The sequence below is a fragment of the Kribbella sp. CCNWLW201 genome (genome assembly GCF_037203805.1).
Classification (GTDB): domain Bacteria; phylum Actinomycetota; class Actinomycetes; order Propionibacteriales; family Kribbellaceae; genus Kribbella.
Genome location: NZ_JBBCBQ010000010.1, coordinates 348,799 through 366,248, shown reverse-complemented (window position 1 = coordinate 366,248; position 17,450 = coordinate 348,799). Strand labels below are relative to the sequence as shown.

At 69.4% G+C, this 17,450-nt stretch carries 8 protein-coding genes and 1 tRNA gene; 5 read left to right on the top strand and 4 right to left on the bottom strand.

Annotated features, from left to right (window positions below):
* Nucleotides 1-47: 47 nt before the first annotated feature.
* On the bottom strand, nt 48-10,526 hold the full coding sequence (locus V9K99_RS34290) for a non-ribosomal peptide synthetase/type I polyketide synthase (protein ID WP_337323652.1): 10,479 nt from the start codon (nt 10,524-10,526) through the stop codon (nt 48-50).
* A 467-nt stretch (nt 10,527-10,993) separates the two neighbouring features.
* Here V9K99_RS34290 and V9K99_RS34285 point away from each other — a divergent pair, with 467 nt between their 5' ends.
* From V9K99_RS34285 to V9K99_RS42810, 5 genes are all read left to right on the top strand, one after another.
* Nucleotides 10,994-12,544 (top strand): ABC transporter substrate-binding protein, encoded by a 1,551-nt coding sequence (locus tag V9K99_RS34285; RefSeq protein WP_337323653.1) that lies wholly within the window; start codon nt 10,994-10,996, stop codon nt 12,542-12,544.
* Nucleotides 12,541-13,479 (top strand): ABC transporter permease, encoded by a 939-nt coding sequence (locus V9K99_RS34280; RefSeq protein WP_337323654.1) that lies wholly within the window; start codon nt 12,541-12,543, stop codon nt 13,477-13,479. The genes V9K99_RS34285 and V9K99_RS34280 overlap by 4 nt, the downstream gene beginning before the upstream one ends.
* A 206-nt stretch (nt 13,480-13,685) precedes the next feature.
* Nucleotides 13,686-14,312 carry an ABC transporter permease gene (locus V9K99_RS34275; protein WP_337323655.1) on the top strand — a complete coding sequence of 209 codons (627 nt, stop codon included), beginning with the start codon at nt 13,686-13,688 and terminating at the stop codon, nt 14,310-14,312.
* Entirely contained in the window at nt 14,309-15,799 is a 1,491-nt protein-coding gene (locus tag V9K99_RS34270) for an ABC transporter ATP-binding protein (protein ID WP_337323656.1), read from the top strand. Before V9K99_RS34275 ends, V9K99_RS34270 begins: the two co-directional genes overlap by 4 nt.
* A 67-nt stretch (nt 15,800-15,866) precedes the next feature.
* A complete protein-coding gene (locus V9K99_RS42810) occupies nt 15,867-16,373 on the top strand; it encodes a GNAT family N-acetyltransferase (protein WP_443137110.1) in 507 nt (168 codons plus the stop codon).
* On the opposite strand, the gene V9K99_RS34265 is transcribed toward V9K99_RS42810, so the two are convergent.
* The 3 genes from V9K99_RS34265 to V9K99_RS34255 all read right to left on the bottom strand — a co-directional run bounded on the left by V9K99_RS34265 (nt 16,333) and on the right by V9K99_RS34255 (nt 17,348).
* Nucleotides 16,333-16,404: transfer RNA gene (locus tag V9K99_RS34265), tRNA-Val, on the bottom strand. The genes V9K99_RS42810 and V9K99_RS34265 overlap by 41 nt on opposite strands.
* Before the next feature lie 22 nt (nt 16,405-16,426).
* Nucleotides 16,427-16,894 carry a peroxiredoxin gene (locus tag V9K99_RS34260; protein WP_337323657.1) on the bottom strand — a complete coding sequence of 156 codons (468 nt, stop codon included), beginning with the start codon at nt 16,892-16,894 and terminating at the stop codon, nt 16,427-16,429.
* A gap of 7 nt (nt 16,895-16,901) precedes the next feature.
* The gene (locus tag V9K99_RS34255; RefSeq protein WP_337323658.1) at nt 16,902-17,348 is read right to left on the bottom strand and encodes a DUF3052 domain-containing protein; all 447 of its coding nucleotides are present in this window, start codon (nt 17,346-17,348) and stop codon (nt 16,902-16,904) included.
* Nucleotides 17,349-17,450: the final 102 nt, after the last annotated feature.

Sequence of the window (17,450 nt, the reverse complement as noted above, 5' to 3'; positions counted from 1 at the left end):
CTGCCACCGACACAACCCTCGTCCCCGGTGCAGAACCGCCGTACCGGCTAGGGCTTGAGCCACTCGGGTTCGGGCAGGCGGGTGCGGTCCAGGCGGCCGTTGTCGTCGAGCGGGAGCTCCTCGATCGGGATCAGGTCGATCGGGACCAGGTAGATCGGCAACTCCTTGCCCAGGTCAAGCATCAGCCGGGCCAGGACGGCGGGATCGCTGTCCTCCAGTACGACGTACCCGAGCAGGCAGGTGTCACCGGCCGGATCCGCGCACGCGACCACCACCGCGTCGACCACACCCGGCTGATCGGCCAGCACGTGCTCGGTCTCGCCCGGCTCGACCCGGTGACCGCGGATCTTCACCTGGTCGTCAGCGCGACCGAGGTACTCGAGGGTCCCGTCCGCCCGCCAGCGACCGAGGTCGCGACTGCGGTAGAGGCGGCCGCCCGGATGACCCGGGTCCGGCACGAACACACGTTCGGTCTCCTCCGGCCGCCCGATGTAGCCCTGGGCAACGGCCGCACCGCCGAGGTGGATCTCCCCGACCGCGCCGATCGGCACCGGCCGGAGCGCCGCGTCCAGCAGCCGTACGACGACGCCCTCGACCGGACGGCCGATCGACGGCCGGTCCTCGGTCGGATCGACCTCGTGGATCGTGGTGACGATCGACGCCTCGGCCGGACCGTACTCGTTGAACAGCCGGCAGTCCGGATGCACCTCGAGGAAGTCGCGCACCTTGTGCGTCAGCACCATCGCCTCGCCGCCGGCCACGATCTCCCGCAGCGCGGGCAGTTCCGGCAGGCGGCGCATGGTCGCGAGCAACGCCGTCAACGGACTGAACGCCATGAAGAGGCGCTCCACAGCGTGGTCGCGGAGTGCGGCGATCACCGCGTCCGGGTCGTACCGGTCGTCCTCGCCGATGAGCACCAGCGGCGCACCCGACGCGAGCGCGGTGAACAGCTCCTGCACGTGGACGTCGAAGCCGAACGACGTCCACTGCAGCGTCCGTAAGGACCGACGGGTCTGCAGGTAGTGCCGGACCAGGTTGACCGGCCCGCGGTGCGGGACCAGCACGCCCTTCGGGTTGCCGGTCGAGCCCGACGTATAGATGCAGTAGGCAACATCATCGGCGGCCGACCGCACCGGTGGCGCCTGCTGCGCCCGCAGATCGCCGTCCCCCGCCGCGACCGGAATCAATCGCAGTCCGAGCCGATCCGCGAGCGCTGCGTCGTCACCGACCAGCGCGACCGCGGACGCGTCCTCGACCATGAACGACCAGCGCGACTCCGGTACGCCGGGATCCAGCGGCAGGTAGGCAGCGCCGGACTTCAGTACGGCGAGCACCGCGACGACGAGTTCGGTGCCTCGGGCAACACGTACGGCGACCAGTTGCCCGGGCTTCACGCCGAAGTCGACGAGTTGCCACGCGACCGCGTTGGACCGGCGGTCGAGTTCGGCGTACGTCAGCTGCCGCTCGCCCTGGATCAGCGCGATCGCGTCGGGCGTCCGGGCGACCTGCTGCTCGAACAGGGTGTGCAGTCCGCTGAGCTCACCGGCCACCACCGCGTTCCGTCGTACCCGGCCGATCAGACCGGCAGGGTCGATGTCACCCTCGAGCTCGCGCAACGTCTCGAGGTCGGACTCGATCGGCAGCATCAGCTCGGGGAGGCGCAGGTGCGGTTGGCTGGTCGCACGACGCAGTACCGCTTCCAGATACCCCAGCAGGCGATCGATGGTGCTCTGCTCGAACAGGCCGGCGCGGTAGTCCGCCGTACACGTGATGCCGGCACCGTGGTGCGTGAGGCGCAGCCGCAGGTCGAGGTGCTCAGCCAGCTCCTCCTCGCCGTCCTCGAACTCCACCAGGACCTGGAACAGCGGGTCCCGCTCCAGTACGGCGAGATCGATGCCGGCGTGGTCGAACGCACCGGTCGTGACGTCGTGGACCCGATGCGCGAGCTCCCCGAGATCGGGCTCGCCGGACAGGTCGATCCGGATCGGCAACGGCCGCAGAGGCGTCGTCGAGGTGTCGCCCTTCGGCCGGATCAGCGTCGTCCCGATGGTCACATCGTCCTGCGCCGCGAACCGCCCGAGCACAGTCCCCACCGCCGCCAGCATCACCATCAGCGGGCCGACCTTGCGCTCCCGGCTGAACACGAACACCGCGTCCCCGAGCTCCGCCGCCAACTCCTGCTTGACCGAGGCAACGCCCTCACCCGCCGGGCGATCCGCCGGCAAGACCAACGGCTCTGCTCCGGCCAACGCCAAATCCCAGTACTCGAAGTCCCGCCGCCGGAGCTCCCGCTCCTCCTCCGACAGGTCCGCCGCAACAACCGGTTCGACCTCAGCATCTGGTACGACGTCCGCGGGCGGCTCTGCCTCTGAGTCGGCGGTGTCTGCGGGGTGCTCGTTGAGGAGGGCGAGCTGTTCGTGCATCAGCTTGGTGACGCCGTCGACCAGTTGGCCTGCTACCCGGAGCTGCTGAGACATGAGAGCAGCCATGCCGGACCCGGGGAGCTCGGCTTCGCTGGTCGCAGCCGCTGCCTCGTCGACCTTCGCAGCCAACTCGGCGAGCCCTGAACCCAACACTGCCAACGCAGTCCGCGGATCGCGTACCTGTTCGGCTTCCTCGACAGACGCTTCCTCTGCAGTGTCCGCAACCTCAACAACAGAAGGCGTTTCAGCTTCCTCGATGCCCTCGGCAACTTCCCCCTCGGGCTCTGCTTCCGCCGGCTCGTCGGGCTTCGGGGTCTGCATGGCGACCGCGGTGGCGAGTTTGTGCGGAGTCGTGTGGCTCGCGAACAGGTCTTCGGGGGTGAGGGTGACCTCGAAGCGGGTGTTGATCTGTTCGATCACCGGGTTCATCGACGCGGGGTTGGCGCCGAGTTCCGCGAAGGTGTGGTCGACGGTGAGGTCGTACGGATCGAGGGCCAATGCCTCGCAGGTCAGATCCAGCACCGCATCCAGCGACTCGCGATACCGCTCAGCCGAGACCCCATCACCCGACCAGGTGCCCGCCTGAGCCAGATAGTCCGCGTCGACCTGATGCGTCTCGGCGGGCAACGCGAACGGCGACCGCTCCCCCGCCTCGGACTCGTCGGACTTCACGACTTCTGCCGGATCCGGCTCCGCCGGCAGGTCCAGCGGAATCTTCTTCACTGCTGGACCAGTACCACTCACAGGCTCGAAGGCCACCGCCTGCGCCCGGGCCGCGCGCTCGAACGCGTTCGGCTGCATGCGGGAATCCGGCCGTTCGGCTCGCCCCACCGTACGACCGTCAGCCGCCTCAACAGTTGCAGAGGGGTCGATCGGGTGGTGCACCCGGCGGAACGGATACGTCGGCAACGGCACGCGACCGCCGTCGGCGTACACCTTCGACCAGGCGATCTCCGTGCCCTGCTCGTACAGCTCAGCCAGGCCGTTCATCGTCGCGAGCACCGGATCCTGTCCGAGTCGCTGCGCCGGAATCCAGGTGCTGTTCGGCGCGATCCGGCGACCGGCCGGACTCAGTACCGCGTCCGGCCCCAGCTCGAGGAAGCGTCGGCAGCCAGCCGCCGTCACCGCCTCGACCGCGTCGCCGAACAGCACGGGCTGCCGCAACTGCCCAACCAGGTAGTCGCTGTCCAGCACGGTCCCCGACTCGAGCAGCTCGCCGGACCAACTCGACACCATCGGCGTCCGCAGCGGCTTCAGCGTGATCTCCCGGACGATCGCCGCGAAGTCCGCGAGAATCGGGTCCACCAGCGAACTGTGGAACGCCCGGTCGACATCCAGCCGCTGCCACGCGACCTCCAACCGGTCCAGCTGCGCGGCCAACTGCCCGACGATCACCTCGGACCCGGTCAGCACGAACGACTGCGGACCGTTGCCCGCGGCAATCTCCACACCCGGCGTCTGCGCCAGCTCACGAACCCGATCGGCATCCGCCCGTACGGCGACCATCGCGCCGGGCACCGTGCCCCGCTGCATCAGCTCGCCGCGCTTGGCCGTCAGCCGGACACCGTCCTGGAGCGACAACGCGCCGGCCACGCACAGAGCGGCGTACTCACCGACACTGTGTCCAACCACCAGGCCGGGCTGCACGCCGAACGACTGCCACAACCGCGCCAACGCAAGCTCAAACGCGAACAGAGCAGGCTGCGCGGTCTCCGTCGGCCAGACACCCTCAGACGAACCAGCAGGAGTCAGCAACAGCTCAAGCAGGCTGCCACCGGTCTCCTCGGCGTACACGCGGTCGCACTCGTCCAGCACCGACCGGAACACCGGGAAACGAGCTGCAAGCCCAGCAGCCATGCCACGACGCGCAGCACCCTGTCCGGTGAACGCATAGCCCAGTGGACCCGGTCCACCGCGTGGCACCTCGGCTGCCTGGGCTGTGCCGAGTGCGTCGACCAGCTCTGCCTCTGACGAGCCGGCGACGGCGATGCGGTGGCGGTACGCCGGTCGCCCGAGTGCCGCCGTACCAGCGAGGTCAATCAGGCGGTGGCCGGTGCCGTGGCCGAGGTCTGTGCGGAACAGCTCGACCAGGTCGGCCAGGGCGTCCAGATCGGGCGCGGACAGCGGCAGAACGACCGGACCGTCGTCGCCACGGCGGATCTGCCGCGGCGCCTCCTCCAGGATCACCTGTGCATTGGTGCCGCCGGCATCGAGTGCGCTGACGCCGGCGCGCAACGTCGTACCAGCCTCCCAGTCGCGGACCTCGGTACCGATCACGAACGGGCTGCCGTCGAGCGCGAGCTGCGGGTTCGGCTTGGTGTAGTTGATCGTCGGCACCAGGGTGCGGTGCTGCAGCATCAGGATGGTCTTGATCAGACCGGCCATGCCCGCGGCGCTGTCGAGGTGGCCGATGTTCGGCTTGACCGAGCCGATCGTGCAGAAACCGACCTTGTCGGTGTGCCGGCGCATCGCGGTCGTCAGCGCCTGCACCTCGGCCGAGTCGGCGGTCGCACTGCCGATCGCGTTCGCCTCGATGTAGCTGAGTGAGTCGGCCGGGAGCCCGGCGCGTTCGAGGGCCCGCTCGATGAGCTCGACCTGGTTGCCCGCGGGCGCGTCCTCGTTGCTGACCGCGGTCCCACGGATGACGGCGTACACCGTGTCACCATCGGCCACCGCCTGATCGAGCCGCTTGAGCAGTACGGCGGCCACACCGTTGCCACCGACCGTGCCGTCGGCCCCGGCATCGAACGCCCGTACCTGACCACTCGGCGACAGGATCGACTCCGGCGCCGGGTGATAACCCGTTGCCTGAGGCACCTGTACGGCGGCCGCACCGGCGAGAGCGAGATCCGCGTCACCGGACCTGAGCGCCTGGCAGGCGAGATGCACGGCGACGAGCGATGACGACCACGCGGACTGCACACCGATCGCCGGACCGGTGAGGCCGAGTCGGTACGCGACCCGGGTGGCGATGGAGTCGCGCGACTGGTTCTGCTGGGTGTAGAGGTTCATGCCGGAGCCGGCGAAGACCCCGACGCGGCTTGCGGTGCCGGCGTACCCGCCGTGCTCGAGTGCCTGGTAGCAGACCTCGAGGAACAACCGCTGCGCCGGATCCATCAACTCGGCCTCACGGTCACTGAGCCCGAAGAACTTGGCGTCGAACGACTCCACATGCTCGAGCGCCCCATTGACCGCGACAAGCCCGTCCTCCGGGTGCCCGCCCGCCTGGCTCACGTCTTCAGGCGAATACCGGCGGATGCTCTCCACCCCACCCACGAGGTTGTCCCAGAACTGCTCCAGCGTCTCCGCCCCCGGGAACCGCCCCGCCAACCCCACCACAGCCACCGGCTCCACAACCGAAGCCTTACTACCCTTCGCCCCCCGAACCGCCTCCCCCTGCGAGGAAGTGGTGGACTCATGCGAGGACGTGGTCTCCGGCGTAGAGACAAGTGCAGGCTCGAGGGCGCCCTCTGCGTCGCCGGCAACCTCAGGCGCAAGAACCAACTCCGGCTCGGCGGCACTCGCGGACTCAGCCGCCTCGGCAAGCTCACCGCCCGGCTCAGCCTCACGCCCGGAAACCAGTTCCTGATCAGAGGCCGACTCCGCCGTCAGTTCGGCGGCCTGTCCACCGGCGGCCCCCGCCTCGGCAGCCTCCTCGAACTCGCCAGCCTGAGCAGCCTCATCCGCCGACTCGGTAGCGGACTCCACCTCAGCCGACGGCTTTAGCTCGTCAGCCCGAGCAGCCTCGTCCCCGGACCCGACACCCGGCTCAGACTCGGACGCGACGGCGACTTCGGACTCGGTCTCGGGTTCGGGCTCCGGCTCGGGAGCCGACTCCGCTTCCGGCTCGGCAGCCTCTTCGCCGGTGGACCCCGCCGCGCCGACCTGCTCAAGCTCGCCGACCCCAGCAACCTCCTCCGCGGACCCGACGCCCGACTCCGACGCCGCGTCGCCAACGGCGGACTCATCCCCCACAGCAACAGATTCGGCCTCGGCGGCGACCTCAGGCTCGTGAGCCAACTCAGTGGTCGATCCTGCCTCGGCGGTCGACTCAACCTCACCGGCCTGACCAACCTCGCCCTCGGACCCGACCCTCGGCCCAGATTCGTCCTCGGCGCGCACGACGCTCGGCTCGGACTGGCCCTCGACGGCAACCTCAGGCTCCGACGCCGACTCCCCGCTCGGCTCGACGACCTGCTCAGTGGCGGACCCCGCCTCGGCGGCCTGCTCGACCTCGGCGACCCCAGAACCGTCCTCCGCGGACTCGGTGCCTGCCTCAGACTCCGCCGAGCGAGTGACGGATTCATCGTGTGCGGCAACTGATTCGGCCTCGACGGCGACCTCAGGCTCGGAGCCCGGCTCCGCAGCCTGTTCGGCGGTCGACCCCACCTCGGCGGCCTGCTCAACCTGGCCGGCATGAGCAGCTTCGTCCGCCGACTCGACGCCCGCTTCGGACTCTACGGCGACCATAGGCTCGGAAGCCGACTCCGCGTCCGGCTCCGCAGCCCTTTCGGCGGTGGACTCGGCCTCGGCGACCTGCTCGGAGTCGGCCCCGCCGGGTACGACGTCCAGCGCTGGCTCCGCCTCGGCAGTGATCTCGGCCTCGGGAGCCGACTTCGCAGCGAGCTCGACGACCTGCTCCGGGCCGTACCCGACTCGGTCGGCTTGAGCAGCCTCGTCCGCGGACTCAGCGCTCGGCCCGTCTTCGGCAGGTACGACGCCCGGCTCCGGCTCGGACCCAGCGGCGGGCTCGGTCTCGGGGCCAGCGGTGATCGCGGCCTCGGGAGTCGACGGTGCGGCCGGCTCGGCGACCAGCTCCGCGCCGGAGCCGACCTCGGTGGTCGACTCGAGCTCGGTGGCCTGAACGACCTCTTCCGCGGACTCGGCGCTCGGCTCAGAGTCTGCCTCGCCAGCGACGGGCTCATCCCCCACGGCACCGGATGCGGCCTCGGCGGCGACCTCGGGCTCGGGAGGCTCGGAAGTCGACTCCGCGTCCGGCTCGGCAGCCCGTTCGACGGTGGACCCCGCCTCGGCGGCCTGCTCAAGGTCGGCGGCCCCGGCAACCTGTTCCGCGGATTCGGCGTGATCGGCGGCCTCGGGGTCAGAGATGAACTCAGGCTCAGGAGTTGGCTCCGCGCCGGCGGCGAGCTCCGGCTCGGCTTCTGCAGCGCGAGCTGAGTCGGCGTCAGCGGCAGCCTCGGAGACCAGCTCCGGCTCAGGAGTGGTGGGTGCGGGCTGGGACGTCGGCTCTGCTTCGGCAGTCGGCTCAGGCTCAGTGGCCTGGGTGGGCTCGTCCACGGGCTGCTCGCCCGATTCGGCATCGGAGTCGGGAGTGACCGACACGGCGTCGATGGTGGCATCAGGCTCGGCGGCCAGACCCGGCTCAGGAGCAGCGGACTCGGGCTCGGCGGCGTGGGCGACCTCGTTCGTCGGCTCGTCGCCCGGTGCTAGGCCGGCCTCAGAGGTTGCGCCGGACTCGGATGTGGAGGGCGCGGCGTCGACTGTGGCCTCGGGGTCGGCCGTGGACGCAGGCTCGGCGGTCGGCTCCGGTTCGGCCGTGGCGGCAGGGTGCGCGGTTGGCTCGAGCTCGGCGGCTCGGGCGACTTCGTGCGTGGGGTCGGCGCTTGGCGCTGGGGCGGGCTCGGAGGTTACGGACTCAGTGTGGACCGTGGCCTCGGGGTCGGGCGTGGACGCATGCTCGTGGGCAGGCTCAGGCGCTCTGTGCTGCGCAGGCGCGGCGGTCGGCTCGGGCGCTGCAGTCGGCTCGGGTGCCGCGCTGGGCTCGGGTGCCGTGGTGGGCTCGGGTGCGTGGGAGTCGGGGGCGGGCTGGTTGGGTTGGGGCGTGCCGGGCTTGGTGGGGGCCGGCTGGGTGGCGTGCGGTATCCGGGGGAGCTCGGTGGTGGCTTCGGGGTCCGAGGGGGCTTCGTGGTTCGCGGGGTGGCGGGAGAAGGCTGTGCTGTTGAAGTACGCGTCGGAGTCGTCGTCCGGCTCGACCTCTGCCTCGACCTCGGGGGCGGGGGCGACTTCGGGCGCCGCTGCCTCGGGGGCGACCTCGGGCGCTGCCGCTGCCTCGGGGGAAACCTCGGGCGCTGCCTCGGGGGCGATCTCGGCCTCGGGGGTGGGGGTTTGGCGGTTGGCGCCGAAGGTGGGGCGTTGGGGTGGGGTGGGGATGGATTGCTGGAGGGTTCGTTGCCAGGCGAGGCGGATGACCGGGAGTTCCGTCGTGCGTTCGCTGGCGTCTTCCTCGACCGTGACGTGGGCGTCGGCGGCGTCGGCGTACGGGCCTTCGCCGGCTGGGCCGGAGTACGAGCTGGCTCCGGCTGGTTCGACGTACGGGCTGGCGGAGGTCTCCAGCGTGCCGTCGATCCAGCGTTGGCGCAGGAGCGGGCGGAGGATCTTGCCGCCTGGGGTGGTCGGGAAGTCGCGCCGCGGTACGCCGACGACCTCCGCCTCGAGGCCGAGTCGGCCGACGATCAGGCTGCGGATCGCCTGGTCCATCCCCGGGATCGATTCGGGTGTCAGCGCGTAGAACACGACCAGCCGGTCGGTACCGGTCTCCGCGTCCGCGACCCCGCAGGCCGCGATCAGTCCGTGTTCGGCGCCGACGACGGACGAGGCAACGGTCTCGATGTCGTGGGCGTAGTACAGCTTCCCGGACATGATGATGCGTTCGCTGTCCCGGCCGGTGATGACCACCTGTCCGCCGGTGATGAAGCCCTGGTCGCCGGTCGCGAGCCACTTGCGGGCTGGCCAGTTGCCGATCGGGAACGCGGCTCGGTCCGCGTCGAGGTTGCCCAGGTACCCAGGCGTCACCCGCGCGGACGCGACCTGCAGCTGCCCGATCCGGCCCTCCGGCAGGACCGCGCCGTTGGGCGCGACGATCCGTACGGTCGTCCCCGGCGCCGGCGCGCCGACCGACACCAGGCTCAGTACGCCGGGCGCCTCGGCCCGCGCCTTGCCCGGTCGCGCGACCGCGACCTTGCCGCTCGAGGGTCGCTGGTCGACCCACTCGATGACTCCGGTCGGTGGGATGCGGACGCGGTGCACGTTCGGTGTCAGCCCGGGGCGGGCGAACGTGATCCCGGTGACGGTCTCGGTCATCCCCCAGGCCGCGACGAAGGTCTCGGGTACGACGCCGAAGCGGTTCGTCAGCCGGAGGAACTCAGTCATCACCGGCACCGTGATCTGCTCACCACCGCTGACCAGGCTGCGCAGCGCGGACAGGTCCCAATGCCGATCCGGCTCACCCGCGATGGCGTGAGTGGCGAGGCGGTAGCCGAAATTCGGCGACCAGGAGTGGTTCACCCGGTGCTGGTCCATCAGGTCCAGCCAGCGCAGCGGGTTGGACAGCACCCAGTTGGTGTTCACGTGGATGTTCGTGCACCCGGTGAACACGGGCAGCAGGTGGTACAGCAGAAACGCGCCACTCTGGTCGAGCGGCAGCCAGTTCAGCGTCGTCTGTCCAGGCCGGACCGGCAGCATGGCCGGCGTACCGGCGGCGAACTCGACCAGCCCGCGATGGGTCAGCTGGACGATCTTCGGCGTACCCGTGCTGGTCCCCGACGACATCATCAGTACGGCGACATCGTCCGCGGCCGGGCGGTGGAACTCCGACGTCGGCTCGTGGCCGGCCAGTGCGTCCGGGTCGAGGACCGGCAGGCCGAGGTCGTTCGGGAGGTCGGACGGGCGGCCGATCAGCACGGTCCAGCCGAGCAGGTCGGTCACCTTGCGGAGCCGCTCGCGGCCCTCCTCGGTCCGGTCGCCGTCGGCGCTCGGCGCCATCAGCAGCGGGCGGATACCGCCCAGCGTGCAGGCCCAGAAGGAGGCGAAGAAGCCGACCGGCTCGGTGCAGTACACGACCGCGGGATCTCCGGCACGTACGCCGTTCGCCCGCAGGCCGGCCAGGATGCGCGCGGCCAGTTCGAGCAGGGTCGGGAAGTCGAGCTTGGTCTCGCGGCCGTCCGGTCCGATCTCGACCACGCCGGCGCCGCCGAAGTCGCGGGCGGCCCGCAGCAACGCACTCGGCAGGTCGCGCGGGTACCCGGCCGGAATCATCAGGGCCGGTCCGGTGCTGATCGCCGGCCGGTCCACACCGCTCCTCACCACGCCGATGCCACCACCAGGGGTACGGCGTCAAGCGGGCGCGCAGGCCGACACACCGGCACCACGGTGGCGCCAGCCAGTTGGCGACCCACGGACACGCGCCTCCCCAACTGGACGGAGCCGGGTTCAGGGCAGACCCGTCTCGCTCTCACCGACAGAAAGCCCCGTTTTCCGCCTGCCGGAACGATGCCGTATCCGGGGGTTCCCGGTGCGTCATCGCGCCGACCGACAGCCGTGAACCCTACCAGCCGCGACCCGCCCTGGAGGAGTCCGATCTCGGCAGCCGACGGTTAAGAATTCGTCCGCCCGCCGCCATCCAGCACAACGAGCGTCACCGCCACCGGGTACGCCGTCGGCCGACACCGTCCGATGACCGGAATCGCACCGGGGTCGAGTTGGCTCCTTGAATTGAAAACCATTATCGTTTTCGATTGTCTGTCATCCGCCCGAGCCAGTGAGGTCCCCGTATGTCCAGTTCATCCTTGAGTCGCCGCGGCTTCCTCGGTCTCGCCTCGGCCGGCGCGGCGGTCGCCGTACTGCCCGGCTGCGCCGGCGGGAGCGGCTCAAGCAGCACCGCGACCGGTGGTGCACCGCGCTCCGGTGGTCAACTGCGCGCCGTGTTCTCCGGCGGCGGCGCTGCCGAGGTGCTCGATCCGCATCAGAGCAACCTGTACGTCGAGATCGCGCGAGCCAAGGCGATGTTCGACAAGTTGGCCGACTACGGCTCCGACATGTCGCCACAGCCTCGGCTCGCGGAGAAGTGGGAGCCCAGCGCGGACCTGCGGACCTGGCGGATCACCCTGCGTCAGGCGACCTTCCACGACGGTCAGCCGGTGCGTCCGGCCGACGTACTGGCGAGCTTCGCGCGGATCGTCGAGCCGGGTTCCACCCGGCGGGCGAAGTCGGCCCTGTCGGTGATCGACCTGGCCAACAGTCGTGCGATCGGCGACCGCATGGTCGAGTTCCGGCTCAAGCGCCCGTACGGCGAATTCCCGAACGCACTGGCGACCCTCGGGACCTACATCGTGCCGGCCGGCAAACCGAACCTGGCCAAGCCGATCGGGTCGGGGCCGTTCAGGTTCCGCTCCTTCGAACCCGGGCGCAGTTTTGTGGCCGAGCGCAACAGTGACTACTGGGACGGAGCGCCGCACCTGGATGAACTGCACCTTGTCATCAGCAACGACGAGGCGGCTCGGGTCAACGCGCTGCTCGGTCAGCAGGTCGAGTACGCGCACGACCTGACGCCGACCAGCGCTCGTACGCACGAGAAGACCGTCCAGATCCACCGGCTGCCGCTGAGCAACTTCCACGGCCTGGCGATGAAGATCGACCGGCCGCCGTTCAACCAGCCGGAACTGCGGCAGGCGCTGTTCCACCTGGTCGATCGGGAGGAACTGATCCGGTCTGTGCTGCACGGGTCGGGTGAACTCGGCAACGATCTCTACGGCAAGAACTACCAGTACTACGCCAGTGGTCTGGCCCAGCGTGGTCGGGACCTGGACCGCGCGAAGTCGCTCCTGAAGCAGGCCGGCGCCGAAGGACTGACGATCGACTTCGACACCTCGGACGCGTCGACCGGACTGAAAGAGGCCGCGCTGGCGATCAGCGACCAGGCGCGCGCAGCCGGGCTGAACCTGAAGGTCAAGGTCGGCAACAAGGACACCTACTGGACCGACATTTCGAAGAACGGCGTACTGGCCAGCTACCGGTCCGGCGCGATGCCGCTCGAGTCGCACATCTCCCAGCGATTGTTGACAACCTCGACGACCAACAACACCCAGTGGAGGCGTCCGGACTTCGACAAGCTGTACTACGACGCCCAGGCGACCAGGGACGAGAAGCAACGCGCCGACCTGTACCTGCGCATGCAGGAGCAACTCTTCAACGAAGGCGGCTTCCTGTGGTGGGGCGTCTCGGACTGGATCGTCGGATCCGCGCCCTCGGTCCGGGGCATCGATGACAAAGCACCGGCGAACACGTTGAACTGGGCCCGCTTCGACAAGGTCTGGCTTGCGTGACCCGGTACGTCGTCCATCGGATGCTGCTCGGTGTTGTGCAGGTCCTGGTGGTGATGGCCGGGATGTTCTTTCTGACCGAGGCGCTGCCGGGCGACGCGGCGGTGACGATCGCCGGGGACAATCCCGATCCGGCGATCATCGCTTCGCTGCGGGAGCGTCTCGGTCTGCACGAGTCCGCGTGGCACCGGCTGGGTGAATGGCTGGTCGCAGCGTTGCACGGTGACTTCGGCCGATCGCTGATCGGCCCGCGTTCGGTGGTGGACATCATCGCGACCGCGGCCGGGCCGACGGTGTTGCTGGCCGGGTTGACCTTGGTTCTGCTCATCCCGTTGTCGGTTGGGCTCGGTGTACTCGCGGCGCATCGCGAAGGCAGCCGGTGGGATCGGGTGATCACGGGCAGCACGCTCGGGCTGTATTCGGCGCCGGAGTTCGCGATGGGGATCCTGGTCGTCACGGTGTTCGCGGTGAAGCTCGGCTGGTTTCCACCGACCGCCGTCGGTACGTCGCTCACCAGCAATCCGGCCGTCCTCGTGCTGCCGGTGTTCGTGCTGTTGCTGCGGCCGATCTGTTCGCTGAGCCGGCTCGTGCGGGCCGGGATGATCGACGCCCAGCGGTCGGAATACGTCCGGCATGTGCAGAGGATCGGATTGTCAACAATCCGCATCCGCCTGATGCACGCATTACCCAACGCACTCGCACCTTCGGTCCAGCAGCTCGCCCGAACAGTCGACTGGCTGGTCGGCGGCGTCATCGTGATCGAGGCGATCTTCGTCGTCCCCGGCCTGGGCACAACCCTGGCCGACGCAGTCGCCGCCCGCGACCTACCGGTCGTCCAGGGCCTAGCCGTCGTACTCGCAACCACGACAGTCCTGGTCAACCTCCTAGCCGACGTGGCCGCCCGCGCCCTCGCCCCTGCCGCAGAGTCCAGTCGATGAACGCATGGCGGGGCTGGGGGCGGCGAGATAGCCGGATGGGGCGTGGGTGGTGGCGGCGTGTTCGGGCGTTTGGGGTGCCGGGAGTGTTGGTGGGGGTGCCGGTTGGGTTGGCGCTTTTCGGGCCGCTGTTCGCGTCGGGTGACACGGCTAAGGGGGTGCCGTTCAGCGTTGGGGGTGGGTTTGGGACGGACTTTGTTGGGCGGTCGGTGTGGAACGAGGTGTTGCTGGGTGGGCGGTCGCTGATCCTGGTGGCAGTTGCGGCGACTGTGTGCACGTATCTGGTCGCCGTACCGCTTGGGCTGATTGCTGGGATGACTCGGAGTCGAGGGCTCGATGAGGTGTTGATGCGGCCGCTCGATCTGTTGCTGGCGGTGCCGTCGATGCTGATGCTGCTGTTGCTCGTGTCGATCGCACCGCAGTCATCGTGGGTGCTGATCGCGGTCGTTGCTCTGATCAACCTTCCGGATGTGGTGCGGATCAGCCGGGCGGCCGCGCTCTCGTTGTCCGCTCGGCCGGCGGTCGAGGCGATGCGGCTGCAGGGCGAGAGCCGGATCCGGATCGGCCTCGGGTACGTCGCCCGTTCGATGCGCCGTACCCTCGCGGCTGACCTCGGTACGCGGTTCACCGGCGCGACCTACCTCGTTGCGTCGGCCAGCTTCCTCGGCGTCGGGATCTCCCCGCAGGCCAGCGACTGGGCCGCCATGGTCGACCGCAATCGCAGCGGTCTGTTCGTGCAGCCGTGGGCGGTCGTCGTACCCGCGCTGCTGATCGTGATGCTCGCGATCGGGGTCAACCTCACCTTCGATCGGCTCCTGCGAACGGAGGCCCGGTGACCGTCGTCGAAATCAACAACCTGATTGTCCGCGTCGCCGATCGTGCGATTGTCGACAATGTCACGTTCACTCTCACCGCGGGCAGCATCACAGCCCTGGTCGGCGCATCCGGGAGCGGCAAGACCACCACGGCCCTCGCGTTGCTCGGTGAGCGGCCGACTGGTGCGACTGTCACCGGAGACGTGCGGGTCGACGGGCCGATCGGCTACATGCCGCAGCAGCCATCGTCCGCGTTGAATCCGGTACGACGGATAGGCGCCGTACTGCGGGAGATCGCCCGACTGCACGTGCCCCGCGACCAAGTCCGGCAGCGGATCCTGGAAGCTCTGCGGCAAGCCCAACTCCCCGATGGCGAACAACTCCTGCGCCGGTATCCACACCAGCTCTCCGGCGGCCAACAGCAACGCGTCGTCCTGGCCCACGAGCTGATCGGCCGCCCCAAGGTCCTGATCGCCGACGAACCCACCACCGGCCAGGACGCGCTGATCCGCGCCGGCCTCATCGACGAACTGCGGTCAGTCGCTCAGCAAGGCATCGCCATCCTCCTGCTCACCCACGACCTCGAACTGGTCCGCCGCCTCGCCGACCACGTCCTGGTTATGGACCACGGCACCATCGTCGACACCGAGCTCCCCACGTCGCCCCCAGGCGCCTCGCCACCTCCCCCACAATCACCGACAGCCCCGTTGCTGGAGGTACGGCGCCTGGTCGCGGGCCACCGCCGGGTCGAAACACTGCATGAGGTCTCGCTGACCGTCGATACAGGTGACACGCTCGCCGTCATCGGGCCGTCAGGCAGCGGCAAGACCACACTGGCCCGCTGCATCGCGGGACTCCACCCACACCGCAAGGGCGAGCTCCTGCTCGACACCAGAACTCGGCCAGCACCCGCTGCTCCCGATCGGCCAGCCGTGATCCGCTTGTCTCCCCTGCTGCGTCGACGCACGAGGGAGCAGCTGGCACGCGTCCAGTACGTCCATCAGGACGCCAGGGCCTCGTTCAACGAGTTCGTCCCAGTAGTCGACCAGGTAGCCCGCACTGCTGAGCGCCTTCGGGGCCATGCGGACTCTCACCAGCGAGCACTCGACGCGTTAGCCCGACTAGGCGTCATTGAAGCTACTGCGAGCCGCCTGCCGGCCTCACTGTCCGGTGGCGAGCTCCAGCGCGCTGCACTCGCCCGTGCCCTCCTCGCCGAGCCGGACCTGCTGATCTGCGACGAGATCACCTCCGGGCTCGACCCGGTCGCGCAGACCGAGCTGATCGCCGTACTGCGGACGCTCCGAGAGACGACCGGCTGCGCCCTCGTCGTCATCACCCACGACTTCACCGTGGTCGCCGACCTCGCCCGCCGCGTCGCGGTGATGGACGCCGGCCGGATCGTCGAACAGGGCGCCACAGCCGACGTCCTTGCCGAACCCGCTCACCCGGTCACTCGCGTGCTGGTGGCCGCCTCGACTCTGGAGGAGTCCCTTGACCCGATCGGCTGAACACAAACTCGGCCCGTACGTCGTCCGGTCCGCCCGGCGCGAGGACATCGACGGGGCGCGATCGGTGATGCTCGACACCTTCTACCACGTGTTCGGGCACGGATACGTCCCTCGCTGGCACGCGGATGTGGTCGATCCAGGCCGGGCGTACTTCGACGATCCGCGGCAGCGGCTGTTCGTCGCCGTACTGGACGACGAGGTGGTCGGAACGGCCGCCGTACGCGCCGACGGCCCCAAGAGCCCCCCGCACGCACCCTGGATCGCGGAACGGTACCCATCCGGCACCACTGCCCAGATCTTCCGCGTCTACGTCCGCCCCGAGCACCGCCGCCGCGGCCTCGCCCGGGCCCTCGTCGACGTGGCCTGCCAGTTCGTCGCCGACACCCCCGGCTACACCACGATCTACCTACACACCAACGCGGCCGTGGAGGGCGCCGAACCGTTCTGGCGCACCATCGCCAAAGAAGTCCACGACGGCCGTACAGACCACCGCTACAGCCCCGCCGTCCACTTCGAGATCCCGATCCACTGGGTGGGCGAAGAGGGGATCGAACCCCCGACATCTTCCTTGTAAGGGAAGCGCTCTACCGCTGAGCTATTCGCCCTGATCAAAACGACCGGCGCAGTCTACCCGAGATCGTGGCCCAGACTCGCCAAGGCCCTGGCGTAGTCGTCTGGGTTGCGGGCCTCTGGGATGGGGTTGACCACGGACCAGCGGATGGTGCCGGACTGGTCTACTACGAAGGTGCCGCGGAGGGGGCAGCCGCGGTCGGGGTCGAAGACCCCGTAGGAGCTCGCGATCGCGCCGTGGGGCCAGAAGTCGGTGAGCAGGTTGAAGTCGAGCTTCTGGGCGTCCGCGTACGCCCGCAGCGTGAACATCGGGTCGCACGAGATCGCCAGGAACTCGGCCGCCGCGAGCAGGTCGGGGCGGTCCCGCAGCGTGGTCAGCTCACTCGTGCACACCCCGCTGAAGGCGTACGGGTAGAACACCAGTACGACGTCCCGGCGGCCGCGGAAATCGGCCAGCCGGACGTGTTCGCCGTACTGGTTCCGGGCGGTGAAGTCCGGTGCCCGGCTGCCGACGGCAGGGGTCACCGGACGGTCAGCCCCGGCCCCGGGCCGACTTGGGTACCACCAACTTGGTGGCCGACCAGTCGTCGGTCACGGTCAGGCTGCTGGTCGTCGCGAGTCCGGCCGTCGGCGCGGCCTCGGCGATGTCGCTGGCGTCGACGTATCCGTCGCGGCCGACCTTCGGGGTCAGCAGCCACACCACACCGCCGGCCTTCAGGTCGGTCAGGATGTCGAAGAAGGCGTCGACCAGGTCGCCGTCGTCCTCCCGGAACCAGAGCAGGACGACGTCCACGACCTCGTCGGTGTCCTCGTCGACGAACTCCTCTCCGGTGATCTGCCGGATCGCGTCGCGGAACTCGTCGTCACAGTCGTCGTCGTAGCCGATCTCCTGCACGATCCAGCCGGTCTCCAGGCCGAGCCGGGAAGCCATGTTCGGCCCCCCGCTCTTGCCGTCCGCGTGGTCCGCGGTCGCGCTCACGTGTCCTCCTCCGTGGTCCCCGCTTGCCCGGGGGTAGGTTTCAGTAGCGATAGTCCATCGTGGCCTACCGCGTCGCGCAAGTATGCACGAGGGTTCCGTGAC

Excerpts from the sequence above, each read along its gene's own strand:
- V9K99_RS34285 (WP_337323653.1), top strand. The coding sequence starts at position 10,994 with ATGTCCAGTTCATCCTTGAGTCGCCGCGGCTTCCTCGGTCTCGCCTCG.
- V9K99_RS42810 (WP_443137110.1), top strand. The coding sequence starts at position 15,867 with ATGCTCGACACCTTCTACCACGTGTTCGGGCACGGATACGTCCCTCGC.